This is a genomic window from Sedimentitalea xiamensis, from assembly GCF_030164465.1.
Classification (GTDB): Bacteria; Pseudomonadota; Alphaproteobacteria; order Rhodobacterales; family Rhodobacteraceae; genus Sedimentitalea; species Sedimentitalea xiamensis.
In genome coordinates this window covers 1-1,487 of sequence record NZ_JASNJE010000082.1, presented here as the reverse complement: position 1 = coordinate 1,487, position 1,487 = coordinate 1, and the positions used below count along the sequence as shown (strand labels likewise).

The following is a 1,487-nucleotide window of genomic DNA, read 5'->3' as shown; positions in this document are numbered from 1 at the left end:
TTCTTCTTCATCGCATGGCGGAGGCCGGGAAAGGCGGGCTGCTTGGGCATCGGGAGTGTCCTTGCTGATCATGCCCAGTCTACCTCAACCCGCTCAGAGAGCGAGGTTTTTCAGACTTTCCCAAAGGATGAGCCCTATGACGAAGAGACGATTCACCCCCGCCTATCCGGCTGAACTGCGCGAACGCGGGGTTCGGCTGTTTCGAGAGAACCGAGCAGATTACACCAGCGATACCGCAGCCTACCGGGCGATTGCGCCGAAGCTGGGCTGTTCACCGAACAGTCTGCGTGCCTGGTGCCAACAGGCCGAACGTGACGAGGGCAAACGAGCCGGGCTGACGAGTGCTGAGAAAGATCGGATCAAGGAACTGGAACGAGAGAACCGCGAGTTACGCACTGCCAACGAGATCCTGAAGAAGGCTTCAGCGTATTTCGCGGCGGCGGAGCTCGACCGCCCGTTCAAACGATGATCGGTTTCATCGATGCTCACCGGGGCGTTTTTGGTGTCGGGCCGATCTGCCGTGTCTTGGGGATCGCACCATCGACGTATTACGAGCGCAAGACCGTTGAGCGCGATCCGGACCGGGCATCGGCACGGGCAAAACGCGACCTGTTGGACACAGATGCCATCAAGCGCGTCCATGAGGCCAGCCGGGGCCGCTATGGTGCCCGCAAGGTCTGGCATGTTCTGCGCCGGGAAGGCCGGGATATCGCCCGCTGCACGGTGGAACGGCTGATGCAGGCCCTGCAAATACAGGGTGTTGTCCGCGGCAAGAAGGTGATCACCACCAATCCCGACACCTCTCAGCCGTGCCCGGATGACAAGGTGAACCGGGCTTTCGTGGCCGACATGCCGAACCAGCTGTGGGTTTCGGATTTCACCTATGTCTCAAGCTGGCAAGGCATGGTTTACGTTGCTTTCGTCATCGATGTCTTCGCCCGCAAGATCGTCGGCTGGCGCGTTTCCACCTCGATGACCACCGGCTTCGTGCTGGATGCCCTGAACCAGGCCATCTGCCAGCGGGCACCAGCCGAGGCAAGCGGGTTGATCCATCATTCGGACCGCGGTTCGCAATACCTGTCGATCAAATACAGCGAACGCTTGGCCGAAGCCGGGATCGATACGTCCGTTGGCAGCGTCGGCGATTCATACGACAACGCCCTGGCCGAAAGCATCATCGGCCTGTTCAAGACCGAGGTCATCAACTTCCTCGGCCCATGGAAGTCGGTGGCTCAGGTCGAATGGGAAACCCTGAAATGGGTCGATTGGTACAACAACGAACGCCTGCACAGCGCCATCGGATACGTCACGCCGCAAGAAGCAGAGGAGAAATTCTACGAGAACTTGAATGCAGACGAAAAAGCAGCCTAAAGCATTTCGGGGAAACCCTGAGTCGCTGGGGATTCCCTTGAGGGGTCGATTGTGATTCATCCTTTTCAGGAGGATGTTTCATGTCAGCACCACTGCCAGGCGCGCTTCGGACGCGG

Annotated in this window: 1 protein-coding gene and 1 other annotated feature; the gene reads left to right on the top strand. The window is 59.1% G+C overall.

Translation table 11 applies throughout. The features are described from left to right. The first annotated feature begins 136 nt into the window (after window positions 1–136). A protein-coding gene (locus QO034_RS23220; protein WP_284487871.1) for an IS3 family transposase occupies window positions 137–1,371 on the top strand; the annotation gives its coding sequence in 2 pieces (ribosomal slippage) (window positions 137–437 and window positions 437–1,371; 1,236 coding nt in all). Further along, window positions 424–540, top strand: a sequence feature (AL1L pseudoknot). Its footprint overlaps the gene before it by 117 nt. Window positions 1,372–1,487: the final 116 nt, after the last annotated feature.